Raw genomic sequence first — 15,456 nt, forward strand, 5'->3', positions numbered from 1 at the left:
TTTGACCAGCGGGCGTTTTTCATTGGAGAAGGTTCGCAGCACCCCCGGCCACCGCAGGGTGCGGGACCGGTTCTATCCTCGGAAATGGGGAGTTTGACATGGCGCAGGGCACCGTCAAGTGGTTCAACGGCGAAAAGGGCTTCGGCTTCATCCAGCAGGACGCCGGTGGCCCCGACGTGTTCGTGCACTACAGCAACATCGCGGGCTCGGGCTTCCGTAACCTGGAGGAGAACCAGCGCGTGGAGTTCGACATCACGCAGGGCCCCAAGGGCCCGCAGGCCGAGAACGTCCAGGGCCTGTAACCCACGACTTCGGCTTCGCGGGGGCCGTCCGGGCGACCGGACGGCCCCCGTTCTCGTTCCCGCCACCGTTTCCTGCGGCCGGAACCGGCCGTTCGGTACTACATTGGCGGTTATGACCTCGACTCCCGAACTGCGTACCGAGCGGCTCACCATCCGCGAGTGGGACACCTCCGACGCGGCGGCCGCGCTCCCGGTCTACGGCGCCGAGGAGGTCGCCCGCTGGCTGACCCCCGAGATGCGCGCCGTCCACGACGTCGCCGCCATGCGATCCGTGCTCCAGGCGTGGATCGAGGCCCAGCCCAACCTGGTCCCGCCGGCGGGGCGGTGGGCGATCGAGCGCAACGAGGACGGCCGGCTGGTCGGCGGCCTGTCGCTGCGGCTGCTGCCGCCCTACGAGGAGGACTTCGAGCTCGGCTGGCAGCTCCGCCCCGACGCGTGGGGCAACGGCTACGCCACCGAGGCGTCCCGCGCCCTCGTCCGGTGGGCCTTCGACCAGGGCGTCGAAGAGCTGTTCGCGGTCGCCCGCCCGAAGAACGAGCGCGCCACCGCCACCGCCCGCCGCCTCGGCATGGAGTGGGTCGGCGAGACCGAGAAGTACTACGGCCACCGGCTCCAGGTGTTCCGCATCCGCCCCTCCGACCTCAAGCGCGGCACCGCCGGATGACCCGGCCGGCCGCGCGGAACGCCCCCTAGCCCCCCGAGGGCGCCACCGCGCCCAGCGCCAGCATCAGCGCGAGGTTGTCGCCCTGGGGCCAGTAGGCGCAGAACCGGCCGCCGCGCAGCCGGAACAGGTCGGTGCCGGGGTAGCGCACCACGGTGCCCGGCGCGGCGGTCGCCCCCGGGATCCCCCCGCGGTAGGCGCCGGTGAACGTCCAGCGGGCGGCGAGCAGCCCGCCGTCGGCCACCGGGCCGACGTCGCACACGGTGCGTACGTCGGAGAACAGCCGGCGGGCCCGGCGCACCTGGTCGGCGATCGCCGCCGGGCCGTGGACGTCCCGGTCGCCCCAGTGGCCCACGGCGTCGTCGGTGAACAGGTCGGCGGCGATCCGGTCGAGGTCGCCCTCGGGCGCCTCCCACATGCCGGGCAGCCAGCGGGCGTACAGGGCGCGGGCGTCGTCGTCGGTCATGGCCCCGGTCCTACCCGCCGGGGCGGGGCGGCACTCCGCCCGTCCGGACGGGTGCGGGTCAGGGCTTGACGGCGACCCCCGCGTGCTCCCACATGCGCTGCTCGGGGTCGGCGGGGCGCGCCAGGGGGGTGGTGCCGGGGACCCGCCAGGTGGCGCAGTCGACCAGTATCGGGGTGCCGCCGTCGTCGGTGGAGGGGGAGACGAGGTCGAGCCCCTCGGCGGTCGCCGCCACCTCCTCGGGGGAGCGGACGCGCCCCCACTCCGTGCCGGCCGCCAGCACCCGCTGGGTCAGCCACTCCCCGGCCTCGGGGTCGTCGGAGACGATGTGCGAGAAGATCACGGCGGACCCGGACGGCAGCCGGTCCATCAGCCGGCGCACGATGCCGAACGGGTCGTCGGCGTCGGGGATGCAGTGCAGCAGGGACACCAGCATCACGCACACCGGCCGGTCGAGATCGAGCAGCCGCGTGGTGTCGGGGTGGTCGAGGACCGCGTCGGTGTCGCGGAGGTCGGCGGTGATCACCGTGGTGTCGGGGTTCTCGGCGAGGATCGCCCGGCCGTGCGCCAGCACGATCGGGTCGTTGTCGACGTAGACCACCCGCGCGCCGGGGCGCGCCCGCTGCGCCACCTGGTGGGTGTTGTCGACGGTGGGCAGGCCCGCCCCGAGGTCGAGGAACTGGTCGATGCCCCGGCCCGCCACGTACTCGACGGCGCGCGCCAGGAACCGCCGGTTGTCGTGGCAGAACTGGAAGATCTCCGGCAGCTCCACCAGCATGGCGTCGATCGCCTTCCGGTCGACCTCGAAGTTGTCCTTGCCCTGGAGGACGTAGTCGTACATCCGGGCGACGCTGGGAACGGTCAGGTCGAGGTTGGGGGGGAAGGTGCCGGGGGTCTCGCGGTCTGCCATGGGGAGGGCCACCTCGCGGTGTCGGTGCGGGCCGGGATGGTGGGCATCCTAACCCGGCTCGCGCGCGGAGGCACCGCCTTCACGGGACATCGGGCACCCGGCCGCCGGGCCCCGGGGGCCGCCCGCCTCAGCGCTCGGTGAGGCGCTCGTAGACCGGCGCCAGGGCGTCGAGCAGCCCGGCCGCCGCGTCGGGGGCGTCGACGGTGAACACGACCGGCTCCGGCCGCCCCGGCGGGGGGTCCGGCAGGGGCGGGGCCGCCCAGAACGCCGCGGGGTCGGCGGGCAGCGGGACGGGGGCGCCGTCGGGGGGCGGCAGGTCGCCGAACCCGCCGCCGTCGGCGGCGTCGCCGTCCTCCGCCGCGCCGGCCCTCCGGCGCAGCTCCGACAGGAACGCGCCGCGGTCGCGGCCGAGCCAGGCGAGCAGCAGGAACGGGTCGTCGTCCAGGGCGGCGGCGAGCACGTACAGCACGGCGGCCGCGTGCTTGCAGGGGTCGCCGTAGTCGGGGCAGGAGCAGGTCATCGCCAGGCCGCCGAGGCCCTGGGGCAGCAGCGGCAGGCCGAGCACGTCGAAGACCCGCTCGACCTCGGGCGGCAGCTCCCCGGCGAGCAGGCGGGCGCGGAACATCGGCTGGCCGGCCAGGGCGGCGGCGGCCACCGCCCACTGGTCGTCGCCGAGCGCGGGCAGCAGCAGGGCGACCCGGTAGGGGCGCGGGCGCGAGCCCTGGACCCGCGCGGCGACCTCGCCCGCCCGGACCCGCAGGTCGGCGACCGCGCCGCGCGCGGCGAGGTCGCGGCCGCGCCGCAGCCGCCCCGGGTCGGCCCCGGACTCCAGCGCCGCCACGAACCGGCGCGACCACCACGCGCGCTCCGCGCTCACCGGGTCACCGCCTCGGGGGCGAGGGCCACGACCTCGCGCAGCCGCTCGGTGGACAGCCCGGTCAGCCACGCCTCGCCGGTGCCCACCACGCTCTCGGCCAGCGCCTTCTTCCGCTCGATCATCTCGTCCACCCGCTCCTCCACGGTGCCCACGCACAGCAGTTTGCGCACCTGCACGTCGCGCCGCTGCCCGATCCGGAACGCCCGGTCGGTCGCCTGGTCCTCCACCGCCGGGTTCCACCACCGGTCGACGTGCACGACGTGGTTGGCGGCGGTCAGGTTGAGGCCGGTGCCCGCCGCCTTGAGCGACAGCAGGAACACCACGGGCTCCGCCGACTCCTGGAAGCGGCGGACCATCTCCTCGCGGCGGGCGCGCGGGGTGCCGCCGTGCAGCCACAGCACCTCGCGGTCCAGGCGGGCGGCCAGGTAGGGGGCGAGCCGGTCGCCCAGCGCGGTGTACTGGGTGAAGCACAGCGCCTTGTCGCCCGCCGCCACGGCCTCCTCCAGCAGGCCCTCCAGCCGCTCCAGCTTGCCCGACCGGCCGGCCAGCGGCGACCCGTCGGCGAGGAACTGGGCGGGGTGGTTGCAGATCTGCTTGAGGCGGGACATGGCCGCCAGGATGAGGCCCTTGCGCTGGATGCCGTCGGCGTCGGCCACGCGCTCGGTCAGGTCGTCGACCACCGCCCGGTAGAGCGTCGCCTGCTCGGGGGTGAGCGTGCACCAGGTGCGGATCTCGTGCTTGGCGGGCAGGTCGGTGATGATCGACCGGTCGGTCTTGAGCCGGCGCAGGATGAACGGGCCGGTCAGCCGCTTGAGCGTCGCGGTGGCGCCGCCGTCCCCGCCGTCGCCCCCATCGTCGTCGGGGCCGCCGGCCCCGCCCTCGGTGCGCCGCCGGACCGCCCGCTCCACCCGTTCGGCGATCCCGGACCGGAACGCGGCCTCGGGTCCGAGCAGCCCCGGGTTGGCGAACTCCATGAGCGCCCACAGCTCGCCCAGGTCGTTCTCGACCGGGGTGCCGGTCAGCGCGATCCGGGACGCGGCGGGCAGCCCGCGCACGGCGCGGGCCTGGCGGGTGCCGCTGTTCTTCACCGCCTGCGCTTCGTCGCACACCACCCGGTGCCACGGCAGCGCCGCCAGCTCCTCGGCGTCGCGCAGCACCACCCCGTAGGTGGTGAGCACCAGGTCGGCGCCGCCCGCCGCCCGCGCCAGGTCGTTGCCGTGCGCGCGGCCCGGCCCGTGGTGGACGTGCACGCGCAGGCCGGGCGCGAACCGGGCCGCCTCGCGCTGCCAGTTGCCCACCAGCGACACCGGGCACACCAGCAGGGTCGGCCCGGGCGCCGCCCCGCCGCCGCGCTCGTCGGTGAGCAGCGCCAGCAGCTGCACCGTCTTGCCCAGCCCCATGTCGTCGGCCAGGATCGCGCCCAGCCCCAGGCCGCCGAGGAACCGCAGCCACGCCGCGCCCCGCTCCTGGTAGGGGCGGAGCGCGCCGGTGAAGCCGGGCGGGGTGGCCATCGGTTCCAGGCGGCGCTCGGCGCCCCCGCTCAGCAGCGCGCCCAGGGCGCCGTCGGCGTCGACGCCGGTGATCGGCGGAGTGGCGGGGTCGGGGGCCAGCAGCAGGCGCAGCGCCTCGTCGCGCCGCATGCCGCCGCGCCCGCGCCGGCGCAGGAAGTCCAGGGCGGCGCGCAGGTGCGCCGGGTCGACCTCGACCCACCGGCCGCGCAGGCGCACCAGCGGCTGCTTGAGGCGGGCGAGTTCGGTCAGCTCGTCGAGGTCCACGGGGCTGCCGTCGAGCACCGCCGCGAAGGAGAAGTCCACGAGGTCGGCCGGGGAGATCCCGCCGCCGCCCGAAGGGCGCTCCCGCGCCGTCAACCGCAGGCCGAGCGCTGACCGCCCCGCCCACTCCGGCAGGACCACGGCGAACCCCGCCGCGTGCAGCCGCGGCGCCGCGTCGCGGATGAACGCGTACGCGCCGCCCGTGCCCAGCGTGACGGCCTCGGGCGCCAGGTCGCGCAGCGCCCCGCGCACCGCGGGGTAGTGCCGGGCGGCGCGGTCGAGGTCGCGCAGCATCGCCGACTCCACCCCGTCCGGCAGCCACGCCCCGCCCGCGCCCAGCCACAGGTCGGCCAGCGGGAGCTGCAGGCTCGGGTCGGCGCCCGACTGCACCCAGAACTCCACCCGCCACTCCTCGGGACCGTCGGCCTCGGGGTCGGGTTCCACCAGTCGGAACAGCAGGCGCGCGGCGGCGCGGTGGCGCTGGGCCGCGCGGTGCCAGGCGCGCAGCCCGGCCGCCGCGGCCTCGGGGTCGGGCAGGTGCGGCCGGGCGTCGGTGGCGGCGAGGGCGGCGGCCAGGCCCCGGCCGCGCGCGGGCGCCAGCCGGGCGCGGGCGACCGCGTCGAGCAGGTGGGCCAGCGCCGAGGCCACCACGGCGGCGGGGGCGGTGCGGTCGGGGTCGGTGTGCGCGCGGGCCGCCGCCGGCAGCGCGGCGGCCAGCCGCTCGGCGTGCGCGGCGTCGGCGCCGGTGAGCACCGGCCGCCAGCGCGCCTCGGGCGGGTCGCCGACGAGCCGGGGCAGCAGCCGGCCCGTGGCGGCCAGGTGCTCGGCGAAGTCGAGGACGGCGGCGAGGTGGCGCAGCCCCGGGCCGATCGCGGTGTCGCCGCCGGTGGCGGCGCGCGCCCCGGTGAGCAGGGCGGGCGCGGCGGCGGCCGGGACGGCGAGCGCGGGGACGCGCCAGGGGCGCAGTTCGGGCGCGCGGACCTCGGGCGCCCCGGGCACCGGGCCCAGTGCGGGGGAGGGCAGGGGGTGCGCGGCCGACCCCGGCAGCAGCAGGTCGAGCCCGATCGAGGGCGCCTTGGCCAGGGCGGCGGCGGTGTCGGCGTCGTCGGCGGGCGCGAGGGCGGCCACCGCCTCGCGCAGGTCGGCCTCGGGCGCCGCGTAGGGGTGCGGGCGCACCCGCGCCCGCGACCCGGTCCGCGCCGGGCGCGCGGAGTCCTCGCCCCACAGCGCCACCGCCGCCCCCGAGGGCGTATCGTGCCACGCCCCGTGCAGAACCAGCACCGTCTCCCCACCCCCGTGCCCGTGGTCGCCCGCCCCCCAGTATCGCCACCCCGGCGGGGCGCCCGCGCCGCGGACCCGGCGCGGGCGCCCCGGTGTCAGCCGCGGGAGCGGGGCGGCGCCTCCAGCAGGCGGGCGGCGAGCCGCACCCACTGGTCGGGCGTGACGTAGGCGACGACCGCCGACCGGTCCACGCCCGCCGCCGCCAGGGCCGCGTCGACCCGGTGCGCCGGGTGGGCGCGGCGCAGCGACGCGCGCAGGGTCCCGCCGACTCCGGTGAACCCCAGGTCGACCAGGTGCCCGTAGGCGGCGAGGCGGTCCGGGGCGATCAGCGGGGCCGCCCGGCGGCGCAGCAGGAGCACGGCGGAGTCGACCCGGGGCACCGGGTCGAACCGGTCGCGCGGGATGCGGCGCCCCATCCGCCAGGAGAACACCGGCCAGGTGCGCACGGTCAGCCGGCTCCACCGGCCGAACCCGCCGGTCCGCTTGCGCGCGTACTCCAGTTGGGTGATGAGGGTGGCCCCGGTCAGCCGCCGGGCGGACAGGCACCAGTCGACGACGGGTGCGGTGATGGCGTAGGGGATGTTGCCGACCACGGCGAACGGGGAGCGGGGCGGGACGGCCGTGCGGAAGTCGGCGCGGACGACGCGGACCCGGTCGCCGTGGCGGGCGGCGAGCCGGGCGGCCAGGTCGGGGTCGACCTCGTAGGCGATCAGCCGGCCGCACGCCGGGGCGAGGTGGCGGGTGAGCATGCCCGCCCCCGCGCCGACCTCCACCACGAGGCCGTCGGGGGAGAGGTCGGCGGCGCGGACGACCGCCCGCGCGACCGAGGCGTCGGTGAGGAAGTTCTGCGACAGCGCGCGGCGGCGGGCGCCGCGTGCCGGTACGCGGCCGTCGCCGCGGGGCGCGCGGCGCGGAGCGGGGCCGGGGCCGCGGTCGGTCGGCGCGGGGGAGGAATACCGGGGTCGTCGGGGAGAGGCCACAGCAGGTCCGTTCCTGCCGCCCGCGAGGGGCGGCGGACGCGGACGGGGCCCGGTGCGGCCGGTGGTCCGGCACTGCTCTGGGTGGTCCGGGCGCCCGTCCAAGGATCGATGGACGGCTGTGCCCCGGACCGGGGCGATGCGGCGGACTCCGCGCACGGCGGAGCGGCGCCGGTACCGAGCGGGTGAACGGCGCGCGGGCGCGCACGGCGGCGGGGTGCCGCGGCGCGCACGGGCGGGACGGCCGCGCGGGGCGCGGCCGGAGAGCGCGGCCGGCGGGAACGCCGGCGCGCGGGTCAGACGAGGGCTCGGGTCGACCGGTCCAGGGCGGCGACCCGGCGGCGCGGACGGAGTTCGAGCTCCGGCGACCGCCAGGCCGCGGCCCGGCGGCCGGTGATGGCGAGGCAGGCGCACATGATGGCCAGGCAGGAACACATGATGGCGCGACCCTACCCGGCCCGCCACCACCGGGTCCACGTGTTTTTCGCGAAGGATCTACACCGTCAAGGTGGGGCCGGGGTCCTCTCCACAGCGGGGCCCGCACCGCCGTCACCGTCCGGACCGGTGACGGCGCAGGTGCTCCGCGGTGTGCGTGTCACCCCGGGCCGCCAGCTCCTCCGGAGTCCCCGTGAACACCACGCGCCCGCCACCGCGTCCGGCCTCGGGACCGACGTCGATGACCCAGTCGGCGGCGGCCACGACGTCCAGGTCGTGCTCGATGACCACCACGGTCGCCCCGCCGTCCACCAGCCGGTCCACCAGGCCGAGCAGCCGCGCGGTGTCGGCCAGGTGCAGGCCCGTCGTCGGCTCGTCCAGCACCAGTGTGCGGCCCGGGTCGGCCAGTTCGGCGGCCAGCTTGAGCCGCTGGCGCTCTCCGCCCGACAGCGTGGTCAGCGGGCGCCCCAAGGGGACGTACCCCAGGCCGACGTCGCACAGCCGGTCCAGGACGGCGCGCGCCGCGCCCCGGGTGAACAGCCCGCGGGCCTCCTCGGCGTTCATCTCCAGCACGTCGGCGATGCTTCGGCCGTCCAGCGTGTGCCGCTGTGCCTCCTCGGTGAACCGGCGCCCCTCGCACGCCTCGCAGCGCGTCGCCACGCCGTCCATGAACGCCAGGTCGGTGTAGATGACGCCGCTGCCCTCGCAGGCCGGGCAGCCGCCCGTGGAGTTGGGGCTGAACAGTCCGGCCGGGCGGCCGGTGGCGCGGGCGAAGGCCGTGCGGACCGTGTCGAGCAGTCCGGTGTACGTCGCCGGACTGGACCGGCGCGAGCCGCGGATCGGCCGCTGGTCGATGACGACGGTCCCGGGTTCGGCGACGGGCAGGTGGCCGTGGATCAGGCTGCTCTTTCCCGACCCGGCGACGCCCGTGACGGCTGTCAGCACGCCGCGGGGCACGCGGACCGACACGTCGCGCAGGTTGTTGGTGCGGGCGTGCGTGATCGCGATCCAGCCGGTGGGCGTACGCGGCCGGCTCCGCGCCGGGCGGGCGGCCCGCAGCCCGGCGCCGGTGGGGGTGTAAGCGCGGCGGAGGCCGTCGAACGGACCGGTGTAGCAGACGCGGCCGCCCGCCGCCCCGGCGCCGGGTCCCATGTCGACGCAGTGGTCGGCGATCGCCATGATCGCGGGGTCGTGCTCGACGACGACCACCGTGTTGCCGCGGTCGCGCAGGGCGCGGAGCATGGCGCCCAGGCGGTGGACGTCGCGCGGGTGCAGGCCGACCGTCGGTTCGTCGAACACGTACAGCATGTCGGTGAGCGCGCTGCCGAGGTGGCGCGCGGTCTTCACACGCTGCGCCTCGCCGCCGGAGAGGGTCGACGTGGCCCGGTCGAGGCTGAGGTAGCCAAGTCCCAGGTCGACCATCCGCTGCAGGTGGCCGAGCAGCGCCCGCAGGAGTGGAGCGACCTCGGGGTGGTGCAGGCCGCGGACGAACGCCAGCAGGTCGTCGATCGGCAGGGCGTTGGCGTCGGCGATGCTGAGGCCGCCGACGCGGGCGGCGCGGGCCGGTGCGGCCAGCCGGGTGCCGGCGCACTCGGGGCAGCGCCCCCGGGTGACGATCCGCTCGAACGCGGCGCGCTGGGCGCCCTTGAACGACTCGGGTTCACGGTTGAGGTAGAGGCGGGTGAACCGGGGAATCAGTCCCTCGTAGGCGGTGCCGACGGCGTCCATCCCGGCGGGCGGGGCGACCGTCTTGGCGGGGGTGTACAGGAGAAGGTCGCGCTCAGCGGGGGTGTAGTCGCGGACGGGCTTGGCGGGATCGAAGAACCCGGAGCGGGCGTAGGCCTTCCACAGCCACTGGCCGGGGGCGAATGGGGGGAAGGTGATGGCGCCCTCGGCCAGCGAGCGGTCGGCGTCGACCAGTTCGCCGACGTCGATCGCCGCGGCCACGCCCAGGCCCTGGCAGGCGGGGCACATGCCGGCGGGGTCGTTGAAGCCGTAGGCCGGGGAGTGGCCCGCGGGCGGGGTTGCGACGCGGGAGAAGAGCAGCCGCATGCGGGCGCCGATGTCGGTGGCGGTGCCGACGGTGGAACGGGGGCCGCCGGTGATGCGCCGCTGGTCGACCACGATGACGGCGGGCAGGTTCTCCAGCGCGTCGGCGTCGGGTTCGCCGTAGTCGGGGAGGCGGGTCTGGGCGAACGCGGAGAAGGTGGCGTTGAGCTGGCGGCCGGACTCGGCGGCGAGGACGTCGAAGACGAGGGAGGACTTGCCGGAGCCGGAGACACCGGTGACGACGGTGAGGCGGTGCTTGGGGATGTCGACGTCGACGTCGCGGAGGTTGTTCTCGCGGGCGCCGCGGACGCGGATGGGCGGGAGGTCGTGGATGGCGGTCATCGGTCCAGGTGGCGGTAGGCGCGGATGGAGAGCGGGGCGAAGACGAGGGTGAGCAGCAGCGGGGCGGCGACGGCGAAGATGACCGCGTGATCGGCCAGGAGAGTGGCCCCGTCGGCGGGGGTGCCGGAGAACAGGGCGCGCGCGGCGCTCGCGGTCGCGGAGAGGGGGTTGGCCTCGGCGGCGGCGCCGAGCCAGGCGGGCATGGTGGTGGGGTCGATGAAGACGGTGGAACAGAAGGCGACCGGCCAGACGAGGATCTGCACGGCGGTGACGGTCTCGGGGGAGCCCGCCGTGAGGCCGGCCCACACGCCCGCCCAGAGCACGCCGAACCGGAGCCACAGCAGCAGGGCGTAGGCGAGGAGGGCGGGCAGGACCCCGTTCTCCCAGTGCCAGCCGAGGGCGAGGCCGGCGAGGGAGACGGCCGCGAGTTCGACGGCGGAGGTGAGCAGGTCGGCCAGGACCCGGCCGAGCAGGACCGATCCGGGGGCCAGCGGCAGGGAGCGGAACCGGTCGGTGACCGTGCGGGCCGCGTCGGTGGCCACGGCGGTCATGGTGGTCTCCAGACCCGAGAGCATGGTGAAGGCCAGCACGCCGGGGACCACGAAGACGATGTAGTCGGCGGCGCTGCCGGCGATGGCGCCGCCGAGCAGGCCGCCCATCATGAGCATGACGAGGACGGGGAACAGCAGGTGGACGGCGAGGGCGGCGGGCCGGGCGCGCCAGTGGCGCAGGGTGCGGCCGGCGAGCACGGCGGCCTCGCGCCAGAGGCGGGTGCGGACGGGTGCGGGGGGTGCGGCGGTGGTGGTCATCGGGTGGTCGCCTTGTCGTCGCCGGGGGTGGTGTGCAGGTGCAGGTAGACGTCTTCGAGGGTGGGTTCGCGCAGTTCCCACCGGGGTTCGCCGACGAGGCGGCGGAGGTCGGCGGGGGTGCCCTGGGCGATGACGGCGCCCTGCCGGAGGATGACGACGTCGTCGGCGAGGGCGTCGGCCTCGTCGAGGTACTGGGTGGTGAGCAGGACGGTGGTGCCGGCGTCGGCGAGGGCGCGAATGGCGGCCCATAGGTCGCGGCGCGCCTCGGGGTCGAGGCCGGTGGTGGGCTCGTCGACGAAGAGGACGCGGGGGGTGGTGATGAGGGAGGCGGCGAGGTCGAGCCGACGGCGCATGCCGCCGGAGAAGGCGCTGACGGGGCGGCGGCCGGTGTCGGTGAGGCCGGCGGTGGCGAGGAGTTCGTCGGCGCGGGCGCGGGCGCGGCGGCGGTCGAGGCCGGCCAGGCGGGCGAACATCTCCAGGTTCTCGCAGGCGCCGAGCACCTCGTCCAGGGCGGCGTACTGGCCGACGAGGCCGATGGCGGCGCGGACGCGGGTGCCGTCGCGCGCGGTGTCGTACCCGGCGACGTGGACGGTGCCGGCGTCGGGGCGGGTGAGGGTGGTGAGGATGCGGACCATGGTGGTCTTGCCGGCGCCGTTGCCGCCGAGCAGGGCGCAGACGCGCCCGGCCGCGACGGTGAGGTCGACGCCGTCGAGGGCGGGGCGGTCGGCGCGGCGGTGGTGCTTGCGGACGCCGACGGCGTGGATGGGCGGGCGGGTGGGTGCGGGCATGGGGCCGCCTCTCTCGTAACGACGTATTAGACAATGTATATTACACAGTACGAGAACCGGAGGAGACGAGTATGGCGAAACGCGCGGAGCGGCCGGGCGACCCGGTCCGGCTGGTCGGACTGCTGTGGCGCCCCACCGAGGCCGTGAGCCGCTCGGGGCTCACCCCGCGCCGCATCACCGAGGCGGCGATCGCCGTGGCCGACGCCGAGGGCATCGACGCCCTGACCATCCGCCGGGTCGCCGGCGACCTGGGCGTCAGTCCCATGGCGCTCTACCCGCACATCGCCGGGCGCGCCGAACTGGTGGAGCTGATGCTCGACGCGGTGGCCGGCGAGGTCTACGCCGACGACTCCCCGCCCGGCGAGGCCCCCGACTGGCGCGGGCGCGCCACCCGGGTCGCCAACGCCAACTGGGCCCACCACCTGGCCCACCCGTGGACGGTGGAGGTCTCCCCGGGCCGTCCGGTGCCCGGGCCGGGGGTCTCCGCGAAGTACGAGGCGGAGCTGGGCGCCTTCGAGGGCATCGGGTTGACCGACATCGAGATGGAGCACGCGCTCACGGCCGTCCTCGGCCTGGTGGCGAGCGCCGCCCGGTCGACCCTCGCCCTGCGCCGGGTCCGCGCCGAGAGTGAGCTGACCGACGTGCAGTGGTGGGCGGCCGTCGGCCCGGCCCTCGGCCAGGCGATGGCCGGCGGCGCCTTCCCGATCGCCGATCGGGTGAGCGCCAGTCTGGGCGAGGCCACCGGCCTGTCCACCGACCCCGAGGGCGCGTTCGGCTTCGGCCTGCGCCTCCTCCTCGACGGCCTGGAGGCCGTCCTCGCCGCCCGCCGGTGACCGGGCCGACGCCCCGCGTCCTCGGCCGTCGGTCGGTGCGCGCCGGAAGCTCCCGTCCGGCACCGTGCGGTCACTGCCGTCCGGCGCGGACCCGTCGGGGCCTGGCGCGGGTGCCGGTACCGCTCCGTGCCCGCGCGGACGCGGGGACAGCGGGGCGGCCGCCCGCACCGCCCCTCGCCGCCCGCCGTCCCGCGCCGGCCGGGCGGGCACGGAGCGAGGCCGGCCGAAGGGGCGGGGCCCGCGCCGCCGGCGCTCCCGGCTAGTGCCGCATCAGCCAACGTTCGCCCCGACCTCGCCGTCCGGTGCCTGCTCTCGCAGCACCGGGCTTCCAGTACGAGGGTCTTCGCCCAGCGCACCGAGAGCACGCCCCGGACGCGGCTCTGAAACTGATTGGCAAAGCCTGGCTGAAACAGGACTGATGCATCAATGTGCCCAGGACGGGGCGTACTCGACGTGCGCCCCGTCCCAGGGCCCGAGGTCCCGGCAGATGTGGTAGTGGCAGCCACCGGGGATGAAGTGCCCGACCTGCGCGTGCGGAGGGCCGTATACGGTCAGGTCGACGAGATCCCTGGCCGCCGCCCGGTAGTCCATCGGATCACCGGTCAGGAAGAGGGTCTCGGCCTGTATCTGATCCTGTATTCGGGGCGGCCGCTGCCAGTTCGAGGGCTGCTCGCGCTGCTGCCGCGCCATCAGTTCCTGATACTGGTAGGGCCAGAGACCGAGCGGCATCTCGGGTCCCGGCTCGGGGAGATCGGCGAGTGGGGGCGAGACACTGGTAACGCTGCCGCTGTTGGCCCTGGAGCTGGCCAACTGACGCACCCGCTTCCAATGCCCTGGGCGGAACTGCAGTGCCCGGGGCGCCAGTACGAGATCGAAGGTCACCTCGTGCTCGTCGTCGAAGGCGGGCGCCAGGGCCGCGCTGCGGGTGGGCAGGTGGATGAGCGAGTGGCTGGAACGGGCCGCCAGCAAGAAGAGCGCGGCGAGGCGCCTGCCGTCGGGGCGGTCCACGGACATCCGCCATTCGTCGTCATTCCGCCGATATAGGGCCACGCACCGAAGCAGCGGCTCGGGCCGCACGATCGTCAACTCCCTGTTGCCGGTGCGCACTCGACGGCGCACCACCCGGACCCGCAAATCTTCCTGGGCCAGCGCCGCCTTCACTTGACCCATCCCCCGACATCCCTATCCGTCGCCGTCTCTGTGCGACCCATGTGTACCAGAGGCGGCCTCCTCCAGATGGGGCGAGTGTGACGAGACGACCAAGCCAAGGGAGTTCGGAACGTCTCACGGTGACAGCGACAGCCAGTCAGAGGAGTGATCGGAGCCGGCGTAGCTGCTTCGTCGTAGTGGACCTGGGCACCGGAGAAGACCGCGTCGCTGGACACGTGCACCAGCCGTGCTGCCCGGCCGGCTGCGGCCATCGCTACCCGGATGGCGCCCTCCGCTGTTGTCGCCCAATCGGCCTTTCGGGAAGCGCCGCCGCACACCGTGGCGCGTGACGCGCCGGTGCGACTGCTGGCCCCTGGTGATCCGGGCTTGGCCGAGGCCGTCGGGCGGGTGGGCTTCGCGCAGGTGGCGTTCGGTGTCGACGCGGAGTGGACCGACCGGATCAGCCGGTACGAGCAGATCGCGGAAATGCGCGTCGCCGAGTTCGGCACGCACGCGGACGATGAGGTTGTGAATCTCGGCTAGCGCCGCATCAGTGACCCTTGTGCTGTGGTGAGGTGACGCGCCGTCCGGATTCCACTCCGGCGGCGCGCGTCCGGCACGCTGTGCTGGTGGCCGAACGCGTACGTATCCGCGAGATCGATGACGACGAGGGTCGGCGGCTGCTGCGGATCATCCGCAGGGGCACCGGGTCGGTGGTGACCTGGCGGCGGGCCCAGACGGTGCTGCTGTCCGCGCAGGGCATGCCCGTGGCGACGATCGCCGAGGTGACGTTCACCAGCGCAGACCGGGTCCGGGACGTGATCCACAACTTCAACGCCGACGGCTTCGACTCCCTCTACCCGAAGTACAAGGGCGGCCGGCCCAAGACGTTCACCCTCCCAGAACGTCGTGAGATCGAGAAGATCGCCAAGTCCAAGCCGGCCGAGCACGGCCTTCCCTTCTCGACCTGGAGCCTGGCCAAGCTGGCCGACTTCCTGGTCGCCGAGGGGGTGGTCGACGACATCAGCCACGAGGGCCTACGGGTCCTGCTCCGCGAGGAGGGCGTCTCGTTTCAACGCATAAAGACTTGGAAGACCTCCCGTGACCCCGACTACGCCGCCAAGAAGGCCCGCGTCGAGCACCTCTACGCCATCGCCGACGGCGAGGTCATGCCCGAGGAAGGCGAGCCCGAAGTCGTGTTCTGCCTTGACGAGTTCGGCCCGCTCATCCTCCAGCCGCACCCGGGCCGACAGTGGACCGAGCGCGGCGGGAAGCACAAGGACCCCGACCGGGAGCCAAGGCCCCGCCGTCGGGCGACCTACACCCGCCCGCACGGGGTCAGGCACCTGTTCGCCGCCTACGACCTGGGCAAGAACCAGCTCTACGGCCACATCAAGCCGAGAAAGCACCGCACGAGGTTCTTGGAGTTCTGCCGCTACCTGCGCGGCCTCCACCCGCCCGAGGTCCGGATCGCGATCGTGCTCGACAACTTCTCCCCGCACCTGACCACGAAGAAGGACTCCCGGGTCGGCGACTGGGCCGCAGCCAACAACGTCGAGTTCGCCTACACGCCGACCAACAGCTCCTGGCTCAACCGCATCGAGGCCCAGTTCACCGCCCTGCGCTACTTCGCGCTGGACGGCACGGACCATGCCAGCCACAAGGAGCAAGGCAGCATGATCCGCCGCTACATCATCTGGCGGAACAAGCACGCCGCCGACGAACGGCTACGTGAAGTGGTTGACAGGGCGAACGTTGCCTGATGCGGCACTAGGTCGTGTTGTGGATCATTCGGGCTCGCGATCCCG

Annotated in this window: 16 protein-coding genes; 5 read left to right on the top strand and 11 right to left on the bottom strand. The window is 75.2% G+C overall.

The features are described from left to right. Nucleotides 1-98 precede the first annotated feature (98 nt). Together NT8_RS01625 and NT8_RS01630 are read left to right on the top strand one after the other, a co-directional pair. Complete coding sequence (locus NT8_RS01625) at nucleotides 99-302, top strand: cold-shock protein (RefSeq protein ID WP_067963294.1); 204 nt, start codon at nucleotides 99-101, stop codon at nucleotides 300-302. A 112-nt stretch (nucleotides 303-414) separates the two neighbouring features. Beyond that, nucleotides 415-966: a GNAT family N-acetyltransferase gene (locus tag NT8_RS01630; protein ID WP_067963298.1), complete on the top strand. Its 552-nt coding sequence runs from the start codon at nucleotides 415-417 to the stop codon at nucleotides 964-966. 25 nt (nucleotides 967-991) lie between these two features. Here NT8_RS01630 and NT8_RS01635 read toward each other — a convergent pair whose 3' ends face one another. The 9 genes from NT8_RS01635 to NT8_RS01670 all read right to left on the bottom strand — a co-directional run bounded on the left by NT8_RS01635 (nucleotide 992) and on the right by NT8_RS01670 (nucleotide 11,666). After that, nucleotides 992-1,429, bottom strand: coding sequence for an ester cyclase (locus NT8_RS01635; RefSeq protein ID WP_067963302.1), 438 nt, complete (start codon nucleotides 1,427-1,429; stop codon nucleotides 992-994). Between the two features lie 58 nt (nucleotides 1,430-1,487). After that, the gene (locus tag NT8_RS01640; RefSeq protein WP_067963305.1) at nucleotides 1,488-2,336 is read right to left on the bottom strand and encodes an SAM-dependent methyltransferase; all 849 of its coding nucleotides are present in this window, start codon (nucleotides 2,334-2,336) and stop codon (nucleotides 1,488-1,490) included. Nucleotides 2,337-2,463: 127 nt separating this feature from the next. Beyond that, entirely contained in the window at nucleotides 2,464-3,213 is a 750-nt protein-coding gene (locus NT8_RS01645; RefSeq protein ID WP_067963308.1) for an SWIM zinc finger family protein, read from the bottom strand. Beyond that, the gene (locus tag NT8_RS01650; protein WP_067963311.1) at nucleotides 3,210-6,266 is read right to left on the bottom strand and encodes a DEAD/DEAH box helicase; all 3,057 of its coding nucleotides are present in this window, start codon (nucleotides 6,264-6,266) and stop codon (nucleotides 3,210-3,212) included. The genes NT8_RS01645 and NT8_RS01650 overlap by 4 nt, the downstream gene beginning before the upstream one ends. Nucleotides 6,267-6,361: 95 nt before the next feature. Continuing rightward, nucleotides 6,362-7,120: an ErmE/ErmH/ErmO/ErmR family 23S rRNA (adenine(2058)-N(6))-methyltransferase gene (gene erm, locus NT8_RS01655; RefSeq protein WP_067963346.1), complete on the bottom strand. Its 759-nt coding sequence runs from the start codon at nucleotides 7,118-7,120 to the stop codon at nucleotides 6,362-6,364. 419 nt (nucleotides 7,121-7,539) lie between these two features. Next, the gene (locus NT8_RS29075) at nucleotides 7,540-7,680 is read right to left on the bottom strand and encodes a hypothetical protein (RefSeq protein WP_157515436.1); all 141 of its coding nucleotides are present in this window, start codon (nucleotides 7,678-7,680) and stop codon (nucleotides 7,540-7,542) included. Nucleotides 7,681-7,792: 112 nt separating this feature from the next. Next, nucleotides 7,793-10,069, bottom strand: a complete 2,277-nt coding sequence (locus tag NT8_RS01660; RefSeq protein WP_067963314.1) for an ATP-binding cassette domain-containing protein — start codon at nucleotides 10,067-10,069, stop codon at nucleotides 7,793-7,795. Continuing rightward, nucleotides 10,066-10,878, bottom strand: a complete 813-nt coding sequence (locus NT8_RS01665) for an ABC transporter permease (protein ID WP_067963316.1) — start codon at nucleotides 10,876-10,878, stop codon at nucleotides 10,066-10,068. Before NT8_RS01665 ends, NT8_RS01660 begins: the two co-directional genes overlap by 4 nt. Continuing rightward, complete coding sequence (locus NT8_RS01670) at nucleotides 10,875-11,666, bottom strand: ABC transporter ATP-binding protein (RefSeq protein ID WP_067963319.1); 792 nt, start codon at nucleotides 11,664-11,666, stop codon at nucleotides 10,875-10,877. Before NT8_RS01670 ends, NT8_RS01665 begins: the two co-directional genes overlap by 4 nt. A 71-nt stretch (nucleotides 11,667-11,737) precedes the next feature. On the opposite strand from NT8_RS01670, the gene NT8_RS01675 reads away from it, so the two are divergent. Beyond that, nucleotides 11,738-12,499, top strand: coding sequence for a TetR/AcrR family transcriptional regulator (locus NT8_RS01675; protein WP_067963322.1), 762 nt, complete (start codon nucleotides 11,738-11,740; stop codon nucleotides 12,497-12,499). 423 nt (nucleotides 12,500-12,922) lie between these two features. Here NT8_RS01675 and NT8_RS01680 read toward each other — a convergent pair whose 3' ends face one another. Continuing rightward, the gene (locus tag NT8_RS01680; protein ID WP_067963325.1) at nucleotides 12,923-13,669 is read right to left on the bottom strand and encodes a hypothetical protein; all 747 of its coding nucleotides are present in this window, start codon (nucleotides 13,667-13,669) and stop codon (nucleotides 12,923-12,925) included. Further along, nucleotides 13,657-13,920, bottom strand: coding sequence for a hypothetical protein (locus tag NT8_RS31425; protein WP_369406279.1), 264 nt, complete (start codon nucleotides 13,918-13,920; stop codon nucleotides 13,657-13,659). The genes NT8_RS01680 and NT8_RS31425 overlap by 13 nt, the downstream gene beginning before the upstream one ends. A gap of 10 nt (nucleotides 13,921-13,930) precedes the next feature. Between NT8_RS31425 and NT8_RS01685 the strand changes: the two genes are divergently transcribed. After that, nucleotides 13,931-14,191, top strand: coding sequence for a hypothetical protein (locus tag NT8_RS01685; RefSeq protein WP_217999048.1), 261 nt, complete (start codon nucleotides 13,931-13,933; stop codon nucleotides 14,189-14,191). Between the two features lie 17 nt (nucleotides 14,192-14,208). Next, nucleotides 14,209-15,411 carry an IS630 family transposase gene (locus NT8_RS01690; RefSeq protein WP_245645992.1) on the top strand — a complete coding sequence of 401 codons (1,203 nt, stop codon included), beginning with the start codon at nucleotides 14,209-14,211 and terminating at the stop codon, nucleotides 15,409-15,411. Nucleotides 15,412-15,456: the final 45 nt, after the last annotated feature.

Source organism: Nocardiopsis trehalosi NBRC 14201 (assembly GCF_001552555.1).
Lineage (GTDB): Bacteria > Actinomycetota > Actinomycetes > Streptosporangiales > Streptosporangiaceae > Nocardiopsis_B > Nocardiopsis_B trehalosi.

Coding starts and splice junctions, on each gene's coding strand:
- NT8_RS01625 (WP_067963294.1), top strand. CDS start 99: ATGGCGCAGGGCACCGTCAAGTGGTTCAACGGCGAAAAGGGCTTCGGC.
- NT8_RS01630 (WP_067963298.1), top strand. CDS start 415: ATGACCTCGACTCCCGAACTGCGTACCGAGCGGCTCACCATCCGCGAG.
- NT8_RS01635 (WP_067963302.1), bottom strand. CDS start 1,429: ATGACCGACGACGACGCCCGCGCCCTGTACGCCCGCTGGCTGCCCGGC.
- NT8_RS01640 (WP_067963305.1), bottom strand. CDS start 2,336: ATGGCAGACCGCGAGACCCCCGGCACCTTCCCCCCCAACCTCGACCTG.
- NT8_RS29075 (WP_157515436.1), bottom strand. CDS start 7,680: ATGTGTTCCTGCCTGGCCATCATGTGCGCCTGCCTCGCCATCACCGGC.
- NT8_RS01660 (WP_067963314.1), bottom strand. CDS start 10,069: ATGACCGCCATCCACGACCTCCCGCCCATCCGCGTCCGCGGCGCCCGC.
- NT8_RS01665 (WP_067963316.1), bottom strand. CDS start 10,878: ATGACCACCACCGCCGCACCCCCCGCACCCGTCCGCACCCGCCTCTGG.
- NT8_RS01670 (WP_067963319.1), bottom strand. CDS start 11,666: ATGCCCGCACCCACCCGCCCGCCCATCCACGCCGTCGGCGTCCGCAAG.
- NT8_RS01675 (WP_067963322.1), top strand. CDS start 11,738: ATGGCGAAACGCGCGGAGCGGCCGGGCGACCCGGTCCGGCTGGTCGGA.
- NT8_RS01680 (WP_067963325.1), bottom strand. CDS start 13,669: ATGGGTCAAGTGAAGGCGGCGCTGGCCCAGGAAGATTTGCGGGTCCGG.
- NT8_RS31425 (WP_369406279.1), bottom strand. CDS start 13,920: ATGGCCGCAGCCGGCCGGGCAGCACGGCTGGTGCACGTGTCCAGCGAC.
- NT8_RS01685 (WP_217999048.1), top strand. CDS start 13,931: ATGGCGCCCTCCGCTGTTGTCGCCCAATCGGCCTTTCGGGAAGCGCCG.